The 15,361-nt window shown below is 51.3% G+C and carries 11 protein-coding genes and 1 tRNA gene; all 12 read left to right on the top strand.

Going from position 1 to position 15,361, the window contains the following annotated elements; genetic code table 11:
- Nucleotides 1-115: 115 nt before the first annotated feature.
- The 12 genes from QWY20_RS18090 to fusA all read left to right on the top strand — a co-directional run bounded on the left by QWY20_RS18090 (nucleotide 116) and on the right by fusA (nucleotide 15,305).
- A tRNA-Trp gene (locus QWY20_RS18090) sits at nucleotides 116-192 on the top strand.
- A 75-nt stretch (nucleotides 193-267) separates the two neighbouring features.
- Nucleotides 268-642, top strand: coding sequence for a preprotein translocase subunit SecE (secE, locus tag QWY20_RS18085; protein WP_330130379.1), 375 nt, complete (start codon nucleotides 268-270; stop codon nucleotides 640-642).
- Nucleotides 643-644: 2 nt separating this feature from the next.
- A complete protein-coding gene (gene nusG, locus QWY20_RS18080; RefSeq protein ID WP_228614801.1) occupies nucleotides 645-1,184 on the top strand; it encodes a transcription termination/antitermination protein NusG in 540 nt (179 codons plus the stop codon).
- A 121-nt stretch (nucleotides 1,185-1,305) separates the two neighbouring features.
- Nucleotides 1,306-1,734, top strand: a complete 429-nt coding sequence (rplK, locus tag QWY20_RS18075; RefSeq protein WP_330130378.1) for a 50S ribosomal protein L11 — start codon at nucleotides 1,306-1,308, stop codon at nucleotides 1,732-1,734.
- Nucleotides 1,735-1,737: 3 nt separating this feature from the next.
- The gene (gene rplA / locus QWY20_RS18070; RefSeq protein WP_330130377.1) at nucleotides 1,738-2,439 is read left to right on the top strand and encodes a 50S ribosomal protein L1; all 702 of its coding nucleotides are present in this window, start codon (nucleotides 1,738-1,740) and stop codon (nucleotides 2,437-2,439) included.
- Nucleotides 2,440-2,724: 285 nt separating this feature from the next.
- The gene (gene rplJ / locus QWY20_RS18065) at nucleotides 2,725-3,219 is read left to right on the top strand and encodes a 50S ribosomal protein L10 (protein ID WP_330130376.1); all 495 of its coding nucleotides are present in this window, start codon (nucleotides 2,725-2,727) and stop codon (nucleotides 3,217-3,219) included.
- Between the two features lie 63 nt (nucleotides 3,220-3,282).
- A complete protein-coding gene (rplL, locus tag QWY20_RS18060; protein WP_091345535.1) occupies nucleotides 3,283-3,651 on the top strand; it encodes a 50S ribosomal protein L7/L12 in 369 nt (122 codons plus the stop codon).
- 175 nt (nucleotides 3,652-3,826) lie between these two features.
- Complete coding sequence (gene rpoB, locus QWY20_RS18055) at nucleotides 3,827-7,852, top strand: DNA-directed RNA polymerase subunit beta (protein WP_330130375.1); 4,026 nt, start codon at nucleotides 3,827-3,829, stop codon at nucleotides 7,850-7,852.
- 72 nt (nucleotides 7,853-7,924) lie between these two features.
- Complete coding sequence (gene rpoC, locus QWY20_RS18050; protein ID WP_330130374.1) at nucleotides 7,925-12,103, top strand: DNA-directed RNA polymerase subunit beta'; 4,179 nt, start codon at nucleotides 7,925-7,927, stop codon at nucleotides 12,101-12,103.
- A gap of 146 nt (nucleotides 12,104-12,249) precedes the next feature.
- Nucleotides 12,250-12,624, top strand: coding sequence for a 30S ribosomal protein S12 (gene rpsL, locus QWY20_RS18045; RefSeq protein ID WP_091345529.1), 375 nt, complete (start codon nucleotides 12,250-12,252; stop codon nucleotides 12,622-12,624).
- Nucleotides 12,625-12,704: 80 nt separating this feature from the next.
- A complete protein-coding gene (gene rpsG, locus QWY20_RS18040; RefSeq protein WP_305946496.1) occupies nucleotides 12,705-13,175 on the top strand; it encodes a 30S ribosomal protein S7 in 471 nt (156 codons plus the stop codon).
- Nucleotides 13,176-13,202: 27 nt separating this feature from the next.
- Complete coding sequence (gene fusA, locus QWY20_RS18035) at nucleotides 13,203-15,305, top strand: elongation factor G (RefSeq protein WP_330130373.1); 2,103 nt, start codon at nucleotides 13,203-13,205, stop codon at nucleotides 15,303-15,305.
- The last annotated feature ends 56 nt before the right edge of the window (nucleotides 15,306-15,361 follow it).

The following is a 15,361-nucleotide window of genomic DNA, read 5'->3' as shown; positions in this document are numbered from 1 at the left end:
CAGTCTGAGACGGAAAAAGCTTTGAATGCCGTTTGTTGGGCTTGCCTTCACCTATGAAGGCAGTATAATGAGCGGCTATTTTGAGTACTGCTATAAAGCAGTAAACCGTTTTTGCAGGGGCATAGTTCCAATTGGTAGAACAGCGGTCTCCAAAACCGACGGTTGGGGGTTCGAATCCCTCTGCCCCTGCCAACCTTTCCACAGCAGCGTCCATGCTGTGTTGAAGACGATGTGTATCGGTGAAGCCGAGCTGAGGTGAAAGTAAGCATGAGTGCAACGAGTGAAACCCCAAAAAGCAGTCTGGATTCGGTAAAATGGCTGGTCGTTTTTGTCCTGCTGTCATTGATCGTGGTCGGCAATTATCTATTTGATTTTGGCACCCTGGAGCGCGCGGTTGCTATCGTGGTACTGGTCGCAGGTGCTGGTCTGGTCGCGGCTCAGACATCAAAAGGCAAAACCTTCGTTGCCTTCGCCAAAGATGCTCGTACCGAAGTGCGTAAAGTGGTGTGGCCAACCCGTCAGGAAACCACCCAAACCACCATTATTGTGATGGTCGCCACCCTGATTGTTGGTTTAATTCTTTGGGGCCTGGACGCAATTCTGTTGCGTATCGTTTCATTCTTCACCGGGGTAGGAGTTTAATCATGGCAGGTAAAATGCGCTGGTATGTGGTGCAGGCCTTTTCTGGCTTCGAGCAAAAAGTAGCAACCTCACTGCGTGAACACATCAAAATGCACCAGATGGAAGACAAGTTTGGTGATGTACTGGTGCCTACCGAAGAAGTGGTCGAAATGCGCGCTGGCCAAAAGCGCAAGTCTGAACGCAAGTTCTTCCCAGGCTATGTGCTGGTGCAAATGGAAATGTGTGAGGAAAGCTGGCACTTAGTGAAAAGCGTGCCACGGGTACTGGGTTTTATCGGCGGTACTTCCGACCGGCCGGCGCCAATTTCTGAAAAAGAAGCCAACATCATTCTGAACCGTCTGGAAGACAACGCTGACAAGCCGAAACCGAAAACGCTGTTTGAAGCGGGTGAAGTGGTGCGTGTTACCGAAGGCCCATTTGCTGATTTCAATGGTGTGGTAGAAGAAGTCGATTACGAGAAAAGCCGGGTCAAAGTATCGGTACTTATTTTCGGTCGTTCTACCCCGGTTGATCTGGAGTTCGGTCAGGTCGAAAAAGCCTAAATTTTATTCATTGATTCCGGCCGCAGATTGCTTTATGATCTGCGGCCTTTTTAACCAAGGGGAGCCGTTTGAGTAAATGTCCTCGCATTTACAAGGCTAAGACCCGAAACAGAGGTGTACTATGGCAAAGAAAGTCACTGCATTAATTAAATTGCAGGTTAAAGCCGGTATGGCAAACCCGTCACCGCCAGTTGGTCCAGCATTGGGTCAACACGGTGTGAACATCATGGAATTCTGTAAAGGCTTCAACGCCAAAACAGATAGCATGGAAAAAGGCATGCCTATCCCTGTCGTGATCACTGTGTACAGCGATCGTTCTTTCACCTTCGATACCAAAACGCCACCAGCATCTTTCCTGTTGCTGAAAGCTGCGGGCCTGAAGAGCGGTTCTGGTCAGCCGAATACCAAGAAAGTTGGTAAGGTGACTCAGGCGCAAATCGACGAAATCGTTAAACTGAAAGAGCCGGATCTGACTGCTGCAGATCACGACGCTGCCGTGCGTACCATCGCTGGTACTGCTCGTTCAATGGGCCTGGTAGTGGAGGGTTAAGACATGGCTAAATTATCTAAGCGCGCAAAACTGATCCGCGAAAAAGTAGACGCTACTCGTGAATACGATTTTCAGGATGCCGTCACTCTGCTGAAAGAACTGGCAACAGCTAAGTTCGTAGAAAGTGTTGATGTGGCTGTAAATCTGGGTATTGATGCCCGTAAATCCGACCAAAACGTGCGTGGCGCTACTGTATTGCCACACGGCACTGGTCGTGACGTTCGTGTTGCTGTGTTCACCCAGGGTGCTAACGCTGAAGCTGCTAAAGCTGCTGGCGCGGACATCGTCGGGATGGAAGAGCTGGCTGAGCAGGTCAAAAAAGGCGAAATGAACTTTGACGTGGTGATCGCTTCTCCAGACGCTATGCGTGTGGTCGGTGCTCTGGGTCAAATTTTAGGCCCACGCGGCCTGATGCCAAACCCGAAAACCGGCACTGTGACGCCAAACGTTGCTGAAGCGGTGAAGAACGCCAAGGCTGGTCAGGTGCGTTACCGCAACGACAAAAACGGCATCATCCACACGACCATTGGTAAAGTGGATTTTGACGCAGACAAATTGAAAGAAAACCTGGAAGCCCTGCTGGTGGCACTGAAACGTGCCAAGCCTTCAGTTGCTAAAGGCGTTTTCATCAAGAAAGTTACGATTTCTTCGACCATGGGTGCAGGCATTGCCCTGAACCAGGCTTCCCTGGCATCTCAGGTCTAAGCGTCGAAGCGACTGAGCTTTACAGAGTGCTGAGGTTTGAGATATAATCTCGCGCTCGTTTTTTAGGGTAGAAGCTGCTATTTTGCTTGCAAAGCAGCAGCTTCCGTCCGAGACCGTAGGTGCGACAGCATGCTGTTGCTTAATGATTCGCCTACGCAGACGGTGTTAGCCCCAGAATTGTATTTAAACTCTTCTGGCTCTCACCGTAAATCGCGCACCGGCATTGTGTCGGTGATGTGTTGGAAAGCCAGACATTTGTCTGGATGAACCAGGAGTTAAGAGCCAATGGCGATTAAGCTTGATGACAAAAAAGCAATTGTTGCTGAAGTCCAGCAAGCCGCAACTGGTGCTCTTTCTGCCGTAGTCGCTGACGCTCGTGGTGTCACTGTCGATAAAATCACCAGCCTGCGTAAGCAAGCTCGTGCTAATGGTGTCTGGATGCGCGTTGTGCGTAATACCCTGGCCCGTCGCGCAGTACAAGGCACCTCGTTCGAGTGTCTGAGCGAAACCTTTGTTGGCCCAACGTTGATTGCTTTCTCTACTGAGCACCCAGGTGCAGCGGCACGTCTTTTCAAAGACTTTGCCAAAGAAGAGAAGCTGTTTGAGCTAAAAGGTGCCGCCTTCAACGGTGAAACCGTCAGTATCGATGTGTTAGCTACGCTACCTACGTACGAGGAAGCTTTGGCACGTCTGATGAGCACGATGAAAGAAGCAGCAGCTGGCAAATTGGTACGTACCATTGCCGCGGTTCGCGAGCAAAAAGAGCAGCAGGCAGCGTAATTTACGCTGTGTGCAATTAAGAGTTTAATGTAGGCTAAATGCCGTTTATTGTAGGAATTTGTCATGTCTGTAACTAAAGACCAAATTCTAGACGCTATCGCTGAAATGTCCGTTATGGACGTAGTAGAGCTGGTTAGCGCTATGGAAGAAAAGTTCGGTGTATCTGCAGCTGCTGCAGTTGCTGTTGCTGCTGGTGGCGAAGCTGCTGCTGCTGAAGAGCAAACCGAGTTCAATGTTGTTCTGGCTGGCGTTGGTGCGAACAAAGTTGCTGTGATCAAAGCAGTACGTGGCGCAACTGGCCTGGGCCTGAAAGAAGCGAAAGACCTGGTTGAGAGCGCTCCAGCTCCAATCAAAGAAGGCGTTTCTAAAGACGAAGCCGAAGCACTCAAGAAAGAACTTGAAGCCGCTGGTGCGTCTGTTGAAGTTAAGTAATTCGGGCTTGACCCGTCTTACTGCCTGTTAATCAGGCTGGGCTGGTGATGAATTAATCACCGGCCTTTTTGCGCTGTGGGACTTTGATTTCCCCACCCCTGATGGCAACCAGCTATTGCCATAAAAACCGCCCGCAAGGGTAGTTGGGAAAAAAATCAGCAAGCTGAGGAACCCCATGACTTACTCTTATTCTGAGAAGAAACGTATCCGTAAGGACTTCGGCAAACGTCCAGAAGTATTGGATGTGCCATACCTGTTGTCGATTCAAATCGAGTCGTTCAACAAATTTATCGAGCCTGATCCAGAAGGTGATTATGGCCTGGAAGCGGCATTTCGCTCTGTTTTTCCCATCAAAAGCTACTCTGGCAGCGCGGAATTGCAGTACGTCAGCTACCGCATCGGGGAACCTGTTTTTGATGTGAAAGAATGCCAAATCCGTGGTGTCACTTACTCAGCGCCGCTGCGGGTGAAACTGCGGATGGTGTTGTTTGATAAAGAAGCACCAGGCACCATCAAAGACATCCGCGAGCAGGAAGTCTACATGGGGGAAATCCCACTGATGACCGAAAACGGTACCTTTGTGATCAATGGTACTGAGCGGGTTATCGTTTCTCAGCTGCATCGTAGCCCGGGTGTGTTCTTTGATCACGACCGTGGCAAAACGCATTCTTCCGGCAAGGTATTGTACAATGCCCGGGTGATCCCATACCGTGGCTCCTGGCTGGATTTCGAATTCGACGCCAAGGACAACCTGTTTGTCCGTATCGACCGTCGTCGTAAATTGCCAGCGACTATTTTGCTGCGCGCGCTCGAGTTCGATACCGAAACCATTTTAAATACTTTCTTCGAGAACACCCGTTTTGATATTCAGGACGGCAAGTTCATGATGGAAGTGGTCCCTAGCCGTTTACGCGGTGAAACGGCAGCCTTTGATATCATCGATAACGATGGTGAAGTCATTGTTGAGCAGGGCCGTCGTATTACGGCCCGTCACGTGCGTCAGCTGGAAAAAACCGGCCTGACCATGATGGAAGTTCCAGCCGATTATTTGATTGGCCGGGTACTGGCGAAGAATTATGTCGATGAAAGCAGTGGTGAAATCATTGCTGAGGCGAACGCTGAGTTGAATCTCGAGCTGTTGGAGAAGCTGGCCAAAGCCGGTTACACCAGTTTCGAAACCCTCTACATCAACGATTTGGACCAGGGTCCGTACATTTCGGAAACTCTGCGCATCGATTCAAGCTCGAACCGGATGGAAGCCCTGGTCGAAATCTATCGCATGATGCGCCCTGGTGAGCCACCAACGCGCGATGCGGCAGAAACGCTGTTTGATAACCTGTTCTTCTCAGAAGATCGCTACGATCTGTCCACCGTGGGCCGGATGAAGTTCAACCGCCGCGTAGGTTTTGACGAGAACACCGGCGAAGGCGTGTTGTCGAAAGACGACATCCTGGCAGTGATGAAAGTCCTGATCGACATTCGTAACGGTAAAGGCGATGTTGATGACATCGATCACTTGGGTAACCGTCGTATCCGCTCTGTTGGCGAAATGGCTGAGAACCAATTCCGTGTAGGTCTGGTTCGGGTTGAGCGTGCAGTGAAAGAGCGTCTGTCCTTAGGCGATCTGGATGCTGTGATGCCACAAGACTTGATCAACGCCAAGCCAATTTCTGCTGCGGTGAAAGAGTTCTTCGGTTCCAGCCAGCTGTCGCAGTTTATGGATCAGAACAACCCGTTGTCGGAAGTGACCCACAAGCGTCGTATTTCTGCGCTTGGCCCGGGCGGTCTGACCCGAGAGCGGGCCGGCTTTGAAGTCCGTGACGTACACCCAACCCACTACGGTCGTGTTTGCCCTATCGAAACGCCGGAAGGTCCAAACATCGGTCTGATCAACTCCTTGTCGATGTTTGCTCAAACCAACGAGTATGGTTTCCTGGAAACACCGTATCGCCGGATTGAAAACGGCGTAGTGACCGACGAAGTGGATTTCCTGTCGGCGATTGAAGAAGGCAACTTCGTCATCGCCCAGGCCAACGCTGAGCTGAGCGACGAAAATCGTCTGGTGGAAGAGTTGGTGCCATGCCGTCACAAAAATGAATTTACCCTGATGCCAGCCGATCAGGTGCAGTACATGGACGTTGCGCCTCAGCAAATCGTTTCTGTCGCTGCTGCCTTGATCCCGTTCCTGGAGCACGACGATGCCAACCGGGCACTGATGGGCTCGAACATGCAACGTCAGGCCGTGCCTACCTTACGTGCTGATAAGCCGTTGGTCGGTACCGGTGTTGAGCGCGTGGTGGCGAAAGACTCAGGCGTGACCGTGGTGGCCAAGCGTGGTGGTACCATCGATTACGTTGATGCCAGCCGTATCGTGGTTAAGGTGCATGAAGATGAAATGGTGGCCGGTGAAGCCGGTATCGACATCTACAACCTGACCAAATACACCCGTTCGAACCAGAACACCTGTATCAACCAACGTCCTTGCGTCAGCCAGGGCGAGCCGGTTGAGCGTGGTGATGTACTGGCCGATGGCCCGTCCACCGATTTGGGTGAATTGGCACTGGGTCAAAACCTGCGCGTGGCATTCATGCCGTGGAATGGTTACAACTTCGAAGACTCGATCTTGTTGTCCGAGCGTTTGGTAGAAGAAGACCGTCTGACCACCATCCACATTCAGGAACTGAGCTGTATCGCCCGTGATACCAAGCTTGGGCCGGAAGAAATCACGGCTGATATCCCGAATGTTGGTGAGTCTGCGCTGTCGAAGCTGGATGAAGCCGGTATCGTTTACATCGGTGCTGAAGTGAAGAGCGGCGATATTCTGGTTGGTAAGGTGACGCCAAAAGGCGAGAGCCAGCTGACACCGGAAGAAAAACTGCTGCGCGCTATCTTCGGTGAAAAAGCTTCGGACGTCAAAGATACCTCACTGCGGGTACCTAACTCCGTCAATGGTACTGTCATTGACGTGCAGGTCTTTACCCGCGATGGCGTGGAAAAAGATCAACGTGCCCGTGAAATCGAGGACATGGAAATTCGTCAGGCCAAGAAAGACCTGAATGAAGAGTTCCGTATCCTGGAACAAGGCATCTTTGACCGTGCCCGTAACCTGCTGGAGTCTACCGGTGTGGATCGCGCTAAGCTGGATGGTCTGAAAGGGGATGCACTGTTTAATCAAAGCATCAGCGACGATCAGAAACAAAGCGATCTGGAACAGCTGGCAGCCCAGTACGAAGAAATTCGTGCCGAGTACGACAAGAAGTTCGAAGTCAAACGTCGCAAAATCAGTCAGGGCGATGATTTGGCACCGGGCGTGCTGAAAATCGTTAAAGTCTACCTGGCGGTGAAGCGTCGTATTCAGCCGGGTGACAAGATGGCAGGCCGTCATGGTAACAAGGGTGTGATCTCAACCATCGTGCCGGTCGAAGATATGCCATACGATGAGCAAGGCCGTCCGGTCGACATCGTGTTGAACCCATTGGGTGTACCGTCGCGGATGAACATTGGTCAGATCTTAGAAACCCACCTCGGCCTGGCTGCACGTGGCATCGGTGAGAAAATCGATACCATGCTGCAAGAGCAGCGTGAAATTGGCGAACTGCGTGAGTTCCTGCAACGTGCATACAGCCTGGGCGAGTCGCGTCAGCAAGTCGATATTACCACCTTCAGTGATGATGAAGTGCTGCGCCTGGCCGGTAACCTGCGTAAAGGTCTGCCAATCGCCACCCCAGTGTTCGACGGTGCCAAAGAGTCTGAGATCAAAGAGTTGTTGGAGCTGGCAGACCTGCCATCCAGCGGTCAGATCACTTTGTACGATGGCCGTACCGGCAATGCCTTTGAGCGTAAAGTAACCGTCGGTTACATGTACATGCTGAAACTGAACCACCTGGTTGATGACAAGATGCATGCCCGTTCAACTGGCTCTTACAGCCTGGTTACCCAGCAGCCGCTGGGTGGTAAGGCGCAGTTCGGTGGTCAGCGCTTCGGTGAGATGGAAGTCTGGGCACTTGAAGCCTACGGTGCTGCTTACACCCTGCAGGAAATGCTGACGGTGAAATCGGATGACGTCAATGGCCGTACCAAGATGTATAAGAACATCGTGGACGGTGACCACCGGATGGAGCCTGGCATGCCAGAGTCGTTCAACGTACTGATGAAAGAAATCCGTTCGCTCGGGATCAACATCGAATTGGAAGAGGAATAAACCCCGCGTTCCATGGCGTGATGGAGCCTGCTGGCAGGCTCCATTGGTTTACCCTCTTACAGGAGAGCTAAGGTGAAAGACTTATTAAAGTTTCTGAAACAACAAACCAAGACCGAAGAATTTGATGTGATCAAAATCGGTTTATCCTCACCGGATATGATCCGTTCGTGGTCATTTGGTGAAGTGAAAAAACCGGAAACCATCAACTACCGGACCTTTAAGCCTGAGCGTGATGGCTTGTTCTGTGCACGTATTTTCGGGCCGGTAAAAGATTACGAGTGTTTGTGCGGTAAGTACAAGCGCTTAAAGCATCGCGGCGTGATTTGTGAGAAGTGTGGCGTGGAAGTCACTCTGACCAAAGTGCGTCGTGAGCGCATGGGGCATATCGAGCTGGCCAGCCCGGTTGCTCACATCTGGTTTTTGAAATCACTGCCAAGCCGCATTGGCTTGCTGCTGGACATGACCCTGCGTGATATTGAGCGGGTGTTGTATTTCGAATCTTACGTTGTGACCGAGCCGGGCATGACTTCTTTGGAGCGTCGTCAGATGCTGACCGAAGAAGAGTACCTGGATGTGCTGGAAGAGCACGGCGACGAGTTCGAAGCCAAGATGGGTGCAGAAGCCATTCTGGACCTGTTGCGTGATTTGGATCTGGCCAACGAAATCAAGCTGATGCGCGAAGAGTTACCAACCATTAACTCCGAAACCAAGCGCAAAAAAATCAGCAAGCGGTTAAAGCTGATGGAAGCATTCCATACTTCTGGCAACAAGCCGGAGTGGATGATCATGACAGTACTGCCAGTACTGCCACCGGATCTGCGTCCTTTGGTACCGCTGGATGGCGGCCGTTTTGCTACCTCGGATTTGAACGATCTGTATCGTCGCGTCATCAACCGGAACAACCGTCTGAAGCGTCTGTTGGACCTATCTGCGCCCGATATCATTGTCCGCAACGAAAAGCGGATGCTGCAAGAGTCGGTCGATGCGCTGCTGGATAACGGTCGTCGTGGCCGTGCTATTACCGGTACCAACAAGCGCCCACTGAAATCTTTGGCCGATATGATCAAAGGTAAGCAGGGTCGTTTCCGTCAGAACCTGTTGGGTAAGCGGGTCGACTACTCAGGCCGTTCGGTGATTACCGTAGGCCCTACCTTGCGTCTGCACCAGTGCGGTTTGCCGAAGAAGATGGCGCTTGAGCTGTTCAAGCCGTTTATCTATGGCAAGCTGGAAGGTCGTGGCCTGGCCACCACCATCAAAGCGGCTAAGAAGATGGTAGAGCGGGAAGAAGGCGCTGTTTGGGACGTACTGGACGAAGTGATCCGGGAGCATCCGGTGCTGTTGAACCGTGCACCAACCTTGCACCGTCTGGGTATTCAGGCCTTTGAGCCGGTCCTGATTGAAGGTAAAGCCATTCAGTTGCACCCATTGGTGTGTGCTGCGTACAACGCTGACTTCGACGGTGACCAAATGGCTGTGCACGTGCCGCTGACGCTGGAAGCTCAGCTGGAAGCGCGCGCGCTGATGATGTCGACCAACAACGTGTTATCGCCTGCCAACGGTGAACCTATCATCGTTCCTTCACAGGACGTTGTATTGGGCCTGTATTACATGACTCGTGAAGCGGTAAACGCCAAAGGCGAAGGCATGTTGTTCAAGAGCCCGAAAGAAGCTGAAAAAGCCTATCGTGGTGGCCATGCTTCGCTGCACGCTAAAGTCAAAGTACGGATCACTGAAATCGTTTCAGATGAGGAAGGCAATCGCACCACCACCACTGGCGTTCATGACACCACTGTTGGCCGTGCCATTTTGTATTCCATTTTACCAACCGGTCTGGAGTTCGCTTCGGTGAACCAGGCAATGGGTAAAAAGCAAATTTCGCGTCTGTTAAACGGTGCCTACCGTAAGATTGGTCTGAAGGATACGGTTATCCTGGCCGACCAAATCATGTACACCGGTTTCCATTATGCAATGTTATCCGGTGTGTCGGTCGGTATCGACGACATGGTGATCCCGGATGCGAAGAAAGACATCATTGAAGCGGCGGAAGCCGAAGTAGCCGAGATCCAGGACCAGTTCCAGCAAGGTCTGGTCACTGGTGGTGAGAAATACAACAAGGTTATCGATATTTGGTCAACCGCCAACGAAACCTTGTCCAAAGCCATGATGGACAACCTGTCGAAAGAGAAAGTGATTGACCGCGATGGCAATGAAACCGAGCAGCAATCCTTCAACTCGGTTTACATGATGGCCGACTCCGGCGCCCGGGGTTCACCAGCTCAGATCCGTCAGTTGTCTGCGATGCGGGGCCTGATGGCCAAGCCGGATGGCTCCATCATCGAAACCCCGATCACAGCGAACTTCCGTGAAGGTCTGAACGTACTGCAGTACTTCATCTCTACCCACGGTGCCCGTAAAGGTTTGGCCGATACCGCACTGAAAACAGCGAACTCCGGTTATCTGACCCGTCGTCTGGTCGACGTGGCTCAAGACTTGGTAGTGACCGAAGACGACTGTGGTACCAAAGAAGGCATTTGGATGAAGCCACTGATTGAAGGTGGTGACGTGGTAGAAGGCCTGCGTGAGCGGGTACTGGGCCGGGTGGTGCTGGGCGATGTGCTGATCCCGAACTCCGACGACGTGCTGATTGAAAACGGCACCATGCTGGATGAAAAACTGTGTGATCTGCTCGAGCAACACTCCATCGACGAAGTTTATGTTCGCTCTGTCATCACTTGTGACACCGACTTTGGTGTCTGTGCCAAGTGTTATGGTCGTGATCTGGCGCGTGGCCACCTGATCAACCAGGGTGAAGCGGTCGGCGTTATCGCTGCTCAGTCCATCGGTGAGCCGGGTACCCAGCTGACGATGCGTACCTTCCACATCGGTGGTGCGGCATCGCGGGCCTCTGCAGAAAGCAGTGTGCAGGTGAAAACCGCTGGTACCATGAAGCTGCACAATGCCAAGTTTGTGCGCAACGTTGATGACAAAATCGTCATTACCTCTCGTTCAGCGGAAGTGACTATTTTTGATGAGCTGGGACGTGAGAAAGAGCGTTACAAGCTGCCATACGGCTCAGTGATGCAGGTGGATGACAACAGCAAAACTCAGGCTGGTCAGATTGTGGCGACCTGGGATCCGCATTCCCACCCAATCATTGTTGAGCGCAGTGCTAAGGTTAACTTCAGCGATGTGGATGATACCAACACGGAAATCCAGCAGGATGAGCTGACCGGTCTGACCCGTACTGTGGTGAAAGATCTGGCTAAAGCCAACGCCAAAGAACCGAAGCTGATTTTGGCTACCGATGACGGTGGCTTGCAGGAAATTCGCCTGCCAAGCTTTACCACCATCGAAATCCGTGATGGTGCCACGGCTCAGCCGGGTGACGTCTTGGCTCGCATTCCGCAGGAAAGCTCGAAGACGCGTGATATTACCGGTGGTCTGCCACGGGTTGCTGACTTGTTCGAAGCCCGTAAGCCAAAAGATCCAGCCATCCTGGCGGAAATCTCTGGTGTGATCAGCTTCGGTAAGGAAACCAAAGGCAAGCGTCGCTTAATCATTACGCCAGCACAGGGCGAGCCGCATGAAGAGATGATTCCGAAATGGCGTCAGATCAATGTGTTCGAAGGTGAGCGTATTGAGAAGGGCGAAGTGATCTCGGAAGGTCCAGAGTCGCCGCACGATATCCTGCGTCTGCGTGGTATCCACCATGTGGCCAGTTACATCGTGAACGAAGTGCAGGAAGTCTATCGTTTACAAGGCGTTAAGATCAACGATAAGCACATTGAAAACATCATCCGTCAGATGCTGCGTAAATGTGTGATTGCTAACCCGGGTGACAGTGAGTTCCTCGAAGGTGAGCAGGTTGAACTGGCACGGGTAAATATCGCCAACCGTGCACTGGAAGCTGAAGGCAAAATCCCGGCTCAATACGAGCGGGTATTACTGGGTATCACCAAAGCTTCCTTGTCGACCGATTCGTTTATTTCAGCTGCTTCGTTCCAGGAAACCACCCGGGTTCTGACCGAAGCTGCCGTAGGTGGCAAGATTGACCAACTGCGCGGTCTGAAAGAAAACGTTATTGTCGGACGCTTGATCCCAGCCGGTACTGGTTTTGCCTATCACCAGAACCGTCTGCGTCAGCGTAATAAAGCTTCGGCTGAAACGACAGAACCGTCCATGAGTGCAGAAGTTGCCGAACAGGCACTAACCGATGCACTGAATATGGATATGTCAGGTAACGACGATTAAGTAAGGTTGTTAATCTGCTGCTTAAAATGGCAGCAGATTGCACTGAAACTTGACAGCTCAAAGCTTGACCATTAGAATTCCGCGACCCCATTTTTGGGGTGCGGATTTTTCACGTTTATTGGGTATCAATTAACCAGGAGTATTTAATGGCAACAATTAACCAGCTCGTGCGCAAGCCACGGCAGGAGAAACTTGCGAAAAGCAACGTTCCTGCTTTGGAAGCTTGTCCACAAAAGCGTGGTGTTTGTACCCGTGTTTATACCACTACACCTAAGAAGCCGAACTCAGCCATGCGTAAAGTATGTCGTGTTCGTCTGACCAATGGCTTCGAAGTAAGCTCGTACATTGGTGGTGAAGGTCACAACCTGCAGGAGCACAGTGTGGTCCTGATCCGTGGTGGCCGGGTCAAAGACTTACCAGGTGTTCGTTATCACACCGTACGCGGCACTTTAGATTGTGCTGGCGTAAAAGATCGTAAACAAGGCCGTTCTAAGTACGGCGCCAAGCGGCCCAAATCGTAACGGAACTCCGTTAGTAAGGCCAAACTAAACGACTTTATTAATTAAAGTTTTGGAATCACCTGAAGCAATCGGAGTTTCGAATGCCAAGAAGACGCGTTATAGGTCAACGTAAAATCCTTCCAGATCCTAAGTTCGGAAGTGAGTTACTGGCTAAGTTTGTCAATGTCGTGATGGTCGACGGTAAAAAATCCATCGCCGAATCAATCGTATACGGCGCATTAGAAATCGCAGCTGAAAAGTCGAAGAAAGAACACATCGACTTGTTCGAAGTTGCTCTGGATAACATTCGTCCAACGGTCGAAGTCAAATCACGCCGGGTAGGTGGTTCAACTTACCAGGTACCATGTGAAGTTCGTCCGGTTCGTCGTAATGCCTTAGCTATGCGCTGGTTAGTTGAAGCGGCCCGTAAACGTGGTGAAAAATCGATGTCCCAGCGTCTGGCTGGTGAAATGCTGGATGCCATTGAGAACAAAGGTTCTGCGGTTAAGAAGCGTGAAGACGTCCACCGTATGGCTGAAGCAAACAAAGCGTTTGCTCACTTCCGCTGGTAAGCTGAACTAATTTAATAGGAGTGTATTGTGGCACGTAAAACCCCAATAGAACGCTACCGCAACATCGGTATCTGTGCTCACGTGGACGCGGGTAAAACTACGACCTCTGAGCGGATCCTGTTTTATACCGGCTTATCCCATAAAATTGGTGAAGTTCATGAAGGCGCAGCGACCATGGACTGGATGGAGCAGGAGCAGGAGCGTGGTATTACCATTACTTCTGCTGCTACCACAGCCTTCTGGTCAGGTATGCAACAGCAGTTTGATGAGCACCGCATTAACTTGATCGATACCCCAGGACACGTTGACTTTACTGTTGAAGTTGAACGTTCACTGCGGGTACTGGATGGTGCTGTCGTTGTTCTGTGTGGCTCATCAGGTGTTCAGCCGCAAACTGAGACGGTTTGGCGTCAGGCCAACAAGTACGAAGTTCCACGGATGATCTACGTCAATAAGATGGACCGTACCGGTGCCAACTTCCTGCGGGTTGTTGAGCAGGCCCGTACCCGTCTGAACAGCACCATTGTTCCTATTCAGCTGCCTATCGGCGCGGAAGACGACTTCAAAGGTGTGGTTGACCTGATCAAGATGAAATCCATCAACTGGAATGAAGCCGATCAGGGCATGACCTTCACCTACGAAGACATTCCAGCTGATATGGTTGCTGAATGTGAAGAGTGGCGTCAGAACATGGTAGAAGCAGCAGCTGAAGCCAACGAAGAGCTGATGGAGCGTTATCTTGAAGGTGACGAGTTCACCGAAGAAGAGATCCGTGCGGCTCTGCGTGAATTGACTCTGCGCAACGAAGTGGTGTTGGTACAGTGTGGTTCATCCTTTAAAAACAAAGGTGTTCAGGCCATGCTCGACAACGTGGTCTATTACCTGCCGTCACCAACCGAAGTAAAAGCCATCCGTGGTATTTTGCCGGATGAAAGCGAAGGTATCCGTAAGTCAGATGACAACGAGCCTTTTGCTGCGCTGGCATTTAAAATTGCGACCGACCCATTCGTGGGTACTTTGACTTTCTTCCGGGTTTACTCCGGTGTGGTTGAGTCTGGTTCTGGTGTTTACAACTCGGTCAAGATGAAGAAAGAGCGGATCGGCCGTATCGTGCAAATGCACGCCAACAGCCGTGAAGAGATCAAAGAAGTACTGGCGGGTGACATCGCTGCGGCCATCGGTCTGAAAGATACCACCACTGGCGATACCTTGTGTGATATCGACAACCCGATCATTCTTGAGCGGATGGAGTTCCCTGAGCCGGTTATCTCGGTTGCGGTAGAACCAAAAACCAAGGCGGATCAGGAAAAAATGGGTGTTGCACTTGGCAAGCTAGCTGCTGAAGATCCATCCTTCCGGGTTCACACCGACGAAGAAACCGGCCAGACCATCATCTCTGGTATGGGTGAATTGCACCTGGACATCATCGTCGACCGTATGAAGCGTGAATTCAAAGTAGAAGCCAACGTGGGTAAACCACAGGTTTCTTACCGCGAGACGATTCGCGGCAAAACTGAAGTCGAAGGCAAGTTCGTTCGTCAGTCGGGTGGCCGTGGTCAGTTTGGTCACTGTTGGTTGCGTATCGAGCCTTTAGAAGAAGGTGGTGGTTACCAGTTCGTCAACGAAGTCGTGGGTGGTGTGATTCCAAAAGAATACATCCCGGCGGTGGATAAGGGCGTTCAGGAGCAGATGAAGAACGGTATCCTGGCTGGTTATCCGGTGATCGACGTCAAAGTAACCGTGTATGACGGTTCTTACCACGATGTTGACTCGAATGAAATGGCGTTTAAAATTGCTGCTTCTATGGGCTTCAAAAAAGGTGCTTTGCAGGCGTCGCCTGTTATCCTTGAGCCTATCATGAAAGTTGAAGTGGTTACGCCTGAAGAGTTCATGGGTGATCTGGTTGGCGATTTAAACCGCCGCCGCGGTATGATCAACGGCATGGAAGATGCACCTGGCGGTATGAAAATTATCGACGCCAACGTGCCACTGTCTGAAATGTTTGGTTATGCTACCCATATGCGCTCTTTGTCACAGGGTCGTGCTTCTTACTCAATGGAACCATTGAACTACGCCGAAGCACCAAACAACGTGAAAGAAGCAATTATTGCTGCACGCAAAGCAAGTTAATGATTAAATCAGGCCCGGTAAGCCGGGCCGTCAATTTGACTAAGAAGGGTCTATAA

Source organism: Alkalimonas cellulosilytica (assembly GCF_036325985.1).
Lineage (GTDB): Bacteria > Pseudomonadota > Gammaproteobacteria > Enterobacterales > Alteromonadaceae > Alkalimonas > Alkalimonas cellulosilytica.
This window is presented reverse-complemented; position numbering and strand designations above follow the sequence as displayed.

Bases quoted from the DNA above. Each gene is read 5' to 3' on its own strand.
- secE (WP_330130379.1), top strand. From the start codon at position 268: ATGAGTGCAACGAGTGAAACCCCAAAAAGCAGTCTGGATTCGGTAAAA.
- nusG (WP_228614801.1), top strand. From the start codon at position 645: ATGGCAGGTAAAATGCGCTGGTATGTGGTGCAGGCCTTTTCTGGCTTC.
- rplK (WP_330130378.1), top strand. From the start codon at position 1,306: ATGGCAAAGAAAGTCACTGCATTAATTAAATTGCAGGTTAAAGCCGGT.
- rplA (WP_330130377.1), top strand. From the start codon at position 1,738: ATGGCTAAATTATCTAAGCGCGCAAAACTGATCCGCGAAAAAGTAGAC.
- rplJ (WP_330130376.1), top strand. From the start codon at position 2,725: ATGGCGATTAAGCTTGATGACAAAAAAGCAATTGTTGCTGAAGTCCAG.
- rplL (WP_091345535.1), top strand. From the start codon at position 3,283: ATGTCTGTAACTAAAGACCAAATTCTAGACGCTATCGCTGAAATGTCC.
- rpoB (WP_330130375.1), top strand. From the start codon at position 3,827: ATGACTTACTCTTATTCTGAGAAGAAACGTATCCGTAAGGACTTCGGC.
- rpsL (WP_091345529.1), top strand. From the start codon at position 12,250: ATGGCAACAATTAACCAGCTCGTGCGCAAGCCACGGCAGGAGAAACTT.
- rpsG (WP_305946496.1), top strand. From the start codon at position 12,705: ATGCCAAGAAGACGCGTTATAGGTCAACGTAAAATCCTTCCAGATCCT.